Below are 5,443 nucleotides of genomic sequence, written 5' to 3'. Positions count from 1 at the left end.
CGCACCATTTTCCAGGCCATTTGAAAGGGGGTCGGTCGCTATCTTTCCGCATCAGCGGCGGCGACTCGAAAGACTCTACACGCCCCGGAACGCCCGCGCAAATCGACGCAAGTGAGGGGAAGTGGCGGCCGGGAGTGCGGCATCGGAAGAGTCCAACCGTACTCATCAGTAGTGCAGCCGCCCGGATTGCTTTGCGCGTTACCGGCTCAACTAGACAGAACAGTCTGTCTCGCATAGGTTTCAGGTAGATCGCTGGCCTCCGGGCGTCGATCCGTTTATCGCTGAAGCAGAAACGGCGGATCAATGTGCATGCCCTATAAGGAGCCCAAAAATGGATGCCACCCAGTTTGACCTATTCGTCGCAGAAGCGCTCACCACAGAGCGGGAGACTGACACAGTTCTCGGGCCGGACGAGCTTTACGGCCTCTACACAAGCTGGTGCCTGATCCACAAGGTACAGCCCGACGCCCCCGAAGCCCTGTTCGCGGCGCTCAAGGAACGCGGCATCGATCCCGAGAACTGCGAACTGGCCATGACCGGGCCCGCTGCAGCTGACTACATCCTGGCGAGTGCCCCCAGCCTTATCTAGGCCAAGCAAAAGAAGGAGCCGGCGAATGTCGGCTCCTTCTGCGTACTCAGGAACACATTCAGGGCGCTCTGCCCGAAATAGCGATTCAGCGCACGTATATGGCCAGCCCCGAGGGCTCGGCAGGAAATAAAGGTACCCAATGGCCGTACAACCCGGCATGGCAGAAAGCGCAATCCTCGGCGGCAGGTACCGCGTGGTGGAACAGATTGGTTCCGGTGCCATGGCCAACGTGTACCGGGCGGTGGACGAGTCCCTTGAACGGGAGGTCGCCGTCAAGGTCATCAACCGACGAGACACAACGCAGGAAACAACGCGCGACGACGACGCCGAAGTCAAGGTCCTCGCTGCCCTGAACCACCACAGCCTGATTACCCTCCTTGACGCCGGGGTGGACCGGCAGGGGCCCGGGCGCCCCCGGGTCTACCTCGTAATGGAGCTCGTTGAGGGCCCTGATCTCAAGCGCCGCCTCAGCGAGGGGCCGCTCTCCCCCCGGCATACGGCCGAGATCGGCTACGACGTGGCCGATGCCCTCGCTTACATCCATGAAAGCGGCGTGATTCACCGGGACGTCAAACCGGGCAACATCCTGGTGTTTGACTACCAGCACGACACCGCCCGGATGCACGCCAAGCTGACGGACTTCGGCATCGCACTCATGGCTGACGAACCTGACCTGCAGGGCGGAGGCTTCCTTGGCACCGCCGGCTACCTGAGCCCGGAGCAGGCCAAGGCCGAGCCCGTCGGGCCAGCCAGCGACGTCTACTCGCTGGGCCTGGTGCTGCTCGAGTGCCTGACAGGGCAGCAGGCTTTCCCGGGCGACCCGCTGCAGAGCGCCCTCGCTCGCCTCATGGAGGACCCACACATCCCTGACAGCATCGAGCCGGAGTGGCGCCTCCTCGTGACCGCCATGACGGCCCGGAACCCGGAGGACAGGCCATCGACCACCGAGGTCAGCCAGGCCCTGTATGAGCTGTCCCTGAGCAGCCGCGGAAAGCACAAGGTGGACGCCTCCATCATTCCCGCCGACGAGGAAGCCCGGATGGAGGCGGTGCGCAGCTACGGCATCCTGGACACTCCCCCGGACGGTGCCTTCGACAGGATCACCGCGCTGGCGGCCAGGCTGTTCTCCGTGCCGGTGGCGATCGTGTCCATCGTTGACCACGACCGGATCTGGTTCAAGTCCCACCACGGCGTGGACGTGGAGCAGATCAGCCGGGACTCCGGCCTGTGCGCGTCGGCGATCCTGCAGGACGGCCTCTGGGTGGTGGAGAACGCACCCGAGGACCCGAGGACCCTGCTCAATCCCCTGGTCGCAGGTGAATTCGGCTTGAAGTTCTACGCCGGCGTTCCCCTAAAGACCCGGAGCGGCTACAACCTGGGCACCCTGTGCATTCTGGATTTCGAACCGCGCACCATGACCGCCGAGGACAATGCCAACCTTCGGGACCTCGCTGCGATGGTCATGGCGGACCTTGAACTGCGGCTGGAGGCAGCCAGCGGGGCGTCTGGCACTCCCGTGGAGTCTGAACGCGTCAGCTAACAAGCCGTCAGCCGGGTCCCCCACCACATGTCAGGACATTGCTCCCGCCGCAAGTTTTTTCTAGGCTGTGGCCGCAACCATGGTGCTGTCTGAAAACGCAATTGGGGGCGAAATGGACGTGCATGCCGATCTGACGCGGGTCCCCAGAACACGGGGAGGCCTGGGATGCCAGTTCTGGACAACCGCATCAGCGACGTGTTCGTTGCGATGGCGGACGGACGGCCCCTGTATCCGTCCGGCAGTTCCTTGCCCGCTGGGGACAGCGGGCCAGCGTCATTCCGCCCGGAACGCCCACTGCTCACGCCGGCTCCCGTCAGACCACATTTGAGGTGCTCGCCGCCCGGACGGTGACGCTCCGCGGCTTGAGCGGTCCTGGCCATGAGGCACAAAAGGGACCGCTCGTCTAAAGCTCGACGGCGGGTGGGCGCCAGCGTCGCCGGCCATCCGTCGTCGGGGTTAAGGGTCCCGAAAACCGGGGCGCTCTGCGCCGCTGACGTGCGGCCGGGCGGCTGCTACTGTGGCGGCATGGAAGCTGGCATGGTCCGCCCCAGGAGCGGCAAGATGATCGCGGGCGTCTGCGCGGCGGTGGCTGCCCGCTTCGGGGTTCCCAAGACGCTGGTCCGCATCGGCTTTGTGCTGTTCGGCCTGTTCGGTGTCGGGGAGCTGGTCTACATCGCCCTGTGGATCCTCATCCCCAGGGAGCGTTAGGCCTTCCGGACCAGGAGAACTACCCGCCGGCGTGGTGGATGGTGAAGGCCGAGAGGAAACCGACGGCGGCCACCAGGCCGGTGAGGTTGTGGTGCTCTTCAAAGGCCTCGGGAATCATCGTGTCCGCGAGCATGGCGAGGATCCCGCCGGCGGCCACGGCGGTGATGAAGGCGACCATTTCATCGGGCGCAGTTTCCAGGGCCGTGTAGCCGAGCAGCGACGCGAGTCCGCACAGCAGCGCGATGCCGCCCCACACGCCGAAAACGTATTTGGCGCCGCGGCCGGCTTTCTTCATGCCTGCGGTGCTGGACAGCCCCTCGGGGACGTTGGAGATGAAGACCGCGGCGAGCATGGCCGGGCTCACCGTGCCTGCCGTGACGAGGCCGAGGCCCAGGACCACGGATTCCGGGATGCCGTCCAGAAGGGCCCCGACGGCGATGGCCGTGCCGCTGCCGGGATCCTCCTTTTCGGAGGGCTGCTGGTCCTTGGACCGCTTCCGGTGCTTGGCTCCGGAGCGCGCCAGCAGCACGTTGGCGCCGACGTACACCACCGCGCCGACGAGGAATCCGAGGGCCGTGGGCCAGAGTCCGCCGCCCTGGACCGCCTCGTCCACGAGTTCGAAGGCCAGTGCGGAGATGAGAACGCCGGCGCCGAACGCCATGATCGAGGAGACGAGTTTGGCCGGGATGTTCCATTTCCAGGACAGTCCCGAGCCGAGAACCAGCGCTCCGCCGGCAAGAGTTCCCCACAGCAGCGCCTGGGCCCACATGGGCATGGATGTCCGCCTTCCCCGGCCGCGAGGCCCCGTTGAGCTGAGCGACGGTACCGCAATAGCGTCCGTCCCGGTCCTCAAGCATTCTTGCAGACAGGGCGGATGAAGCCGCTGCGGCGGGCCGGAGATGCGGCAGGCGAGTTACCGCGAGCGGTCAGTGACCGGGGGTCAGCCGCCGGAGCAGTCCCGCTGCGGTGCTGAATGCTCGCTGCGCGGTGCGGCGGGTTCCGGTGCTGCCCGGCCGGGCCGTCGTGGCCGGTTCGGGTGTGGCAATCAGGTGCGGACCGGGGTCGGGCGTCACCACGGCGAGGTTGGCATCAGGCTCAGCCTCCGGATCAGCGTCCGTGCGGACGCGCCGGCCGCGGCGGCGCCTGCCGACCGCCGTCGTCGGCCGTTTCCAGACCTCGGAAAGAGCGGTGAAGCCGTGCCGGCCGGCGATGGCGAGGACGATCTGGGCGCAGGCCAGTGCGTGCGCCCGCGGCTCATGCCGCTCAACCGGCGGAAGGCCCAGGGCGGCCAGCACGTCACTGAGCCGGTGCCGCGGCAGGTCCAGGTGGTCCTGGGCGAGGTGCAGGGCGCAGTAGAAGTCCTGGGCGGGCAGGTCCAGCTGCTGGTGCTCGGTGGCCTTGCGCATGACCGAGGCGTCATAGGGGGCGTCGAACGCCACCAGCGGGTCCTCGCGGACGAACTGCAGGATGCCTTCGAGGGACATTTCCCAGTCGGCCGCGTTCCGGACGTCCTGTTCGGCGATGCCGTGGAGCTCCACGTTGATGGGGTCAAAGTCGTCGATGCCGGGCGGCGGCTTGATGAGCCACGACGCCGTGTCCACGATTCGCCCGTCCCGGACCTTCACCAGGCCGACGGCGCACGCGGAGCCGCGGTGGCTGTTGGCCGTTTCGAAGTCGATGGCCGTAAAACTGATTCCTGACATCCTTGCCTCCCCAGGGCATGGCGCGGGAGGCCGCAAGCGCCGTTGCTTGTGACCTCCCGCACATGACTTCGCCATTCTTGCAGACAGGATGCCGGATTACGCTTCCCCGGGAAAATGTGACGCGGCTCATTCGGCGAATGAAAAGACCGTTGACACTCCGGGCAAGCGGGAGTACCACGGCCTTGGGCGGTCCAATCCGGGGCCGCCCCAGGTAATTCTGCAAGCATTTAGGAGCGCGTCATGCCTGTCGCCATCGTCATGGATTTCGCCGGGGCAACACTGGAACAGTACGACCAAGTCATCGAGAAAATGGGCTTCACCAAGGGCGGCACCGGCGCGCCCGGCGGCCTGACCCACTGGGTTGCCGCCACCGAGAACGGCATCCGCGTGGTGGACACGTGGGCCAGCCGGGAGGCCTTCGAGGCGTTCGCCCGCGAGAAGATCGATCCCATCACGGCCGAAGTCGGCATCACCGAAAAGCCGGATGTCTCGTTTTACGAGGTCCACAACTACCTGACCGAGGGCCCGGCCGCCTGACCAGCACGCACCTGTGCGGCGCACCACCTCAGCACCACTTCAAAGGAGAAGTACCATGGCTGTTTCGCTCGTCCTCCACCGCGTTGCCGACTACGACGCATGGCGCAAGGTCTACGATTCCGTCGCCGAGATGCAGAATGACGGCGGCGTCACCCAGCAGTCCGTCCACCGGATGGCGGATGATCCGGACAATGTCCTGGTCATCCACCACTTCAACGATGTGGAGACCGCCAGGGCGTTCTTCGCCAGCCCGGAGCTGAAGGACGCCATGCAGCGCGCCGGCGTCCAGGGCGAACCGCGGATCGAGTTCTTCGAGTAACCGCTGTTTCAGGAAAGCCCGACGGCGGGTGGCCGGCAATGTCAGCC

General features: G+C 65.9%; 7 protein-coding genes. 5 read left to right on the top strand and 2 right to left on the bottom strand.

The features are described 5' to 3' along the window. Positions 1–331: 331 nt before the first annotated feature. From ACFRAH_RS24115 to ACFRAH_RS24105, 3 genes are all read left to right on the top strand, one after another. Positions 332–589, top strand: a complete 258-nt coding sequence (locus ACFRAH_RS24115; protein WP_377993424.1) for a hypothetical protein — start codon at positions 332–334, stop codon at positions 587–589. A gap of 157 nt (positions 590–746) precedes the next feature. Further along, the gene (locus ACFRAH_RS24110) at positions 747–2,129 is read left to right on the top strand and encodes a GAF domain-containing serine/threonine-protein kinase (protein WP_377993423.1); all 1,383 of its coding nucleotides are present in this window, start codon (positions 747–749) and stop codon (positions 2,127–2,129) included. A gap of 525 nt (positions 2,130–2,654) precedes the next feature. Next, positions 2,655–2,837 carry a PspC domain-containing protein gene (locus ACFRAH_RS24105; protein WP_377993422.1) on the top strand — a complete coding sequence of 61 codons (183 nt, stop codon included), beginning with the start codon at positions 2,655–2,657 and terminating at the stop codon, positions 2,835–2,837. A 19-nt stretch (positions 2,838–2,856) separates the two neighbouring features. Here the strand turns inward: ACFRAH_RS24105 and ACFRAH_RS24100 are convergent, their stop codons facing one another. Together ACFRAH_RS24100 and ACFRAH_RS24095 are read right to left on the bottom strand one after the other, a co-directional pair. Then, positions 2,857–3,612 (bottom strand): ZIP family metal transporter, encoded by a 756-nt coding sequence (locus ACFRAH_RS24100; RefSeq protein ID WP_377993421.1) that lies wholly within the window; start codon positions 3,610–3,612, stop codon positions 2,857–2,859. 151 nt (positions 3,613–3,763) lie between these two features. After that, positions 3,764–4,540, bottom strand: a complete 777-nt coding sequence (locus ACFRAH_RS24095; RefSeq protein ID WP_377993420.1) for an exonuclease domain-containing protein — start codon at positions 4,538–4,540, stop codon at positions 3,764–3,766. Positions 4,541–4,780: 240 nt separating this feature from the next. On the opposite strand from ACFRAH_RS24095, the gene ACFRAH_RS24090 reads away from it, so the two are divergent. Both ACFRAH_RS24090 and ACFRAH_RS24085 read left to right on the top strand, forming a co-directional pair. Then, entirely contained in the window at positions 4,781–5,077 is a 297-nt protein-coding gene (locus ACFRAH_RS24090; protein WP_377993419.1) for a hypothetical protein, read from the top strand. 55 nt (positions 5,078–5,132) lie between these two features. Beyond that, entirely contained in the window at positions 5,133–5,396 is a 264-nt protein-coding gene (locus tag ACFRAH_RS24085; protein WP_377993418.1) for an antibiotic biosynthesis monooxygenase, read from the top strand. Positions 5,397–5,443: the final 47 nt, after the last annotated feature.

It is taken from the genome of Arthrobacter sp. NPDC056727 (assembly GCF_042790555.1).
Lineage (GTDB): Bacteria > Actinomycetota > Actinomycetes > Actinomycetales > Micrococcaceae > Arthrobacter.
This window is presented reverse-complemented; position numbering and strand designations above follow the sequence as displayed.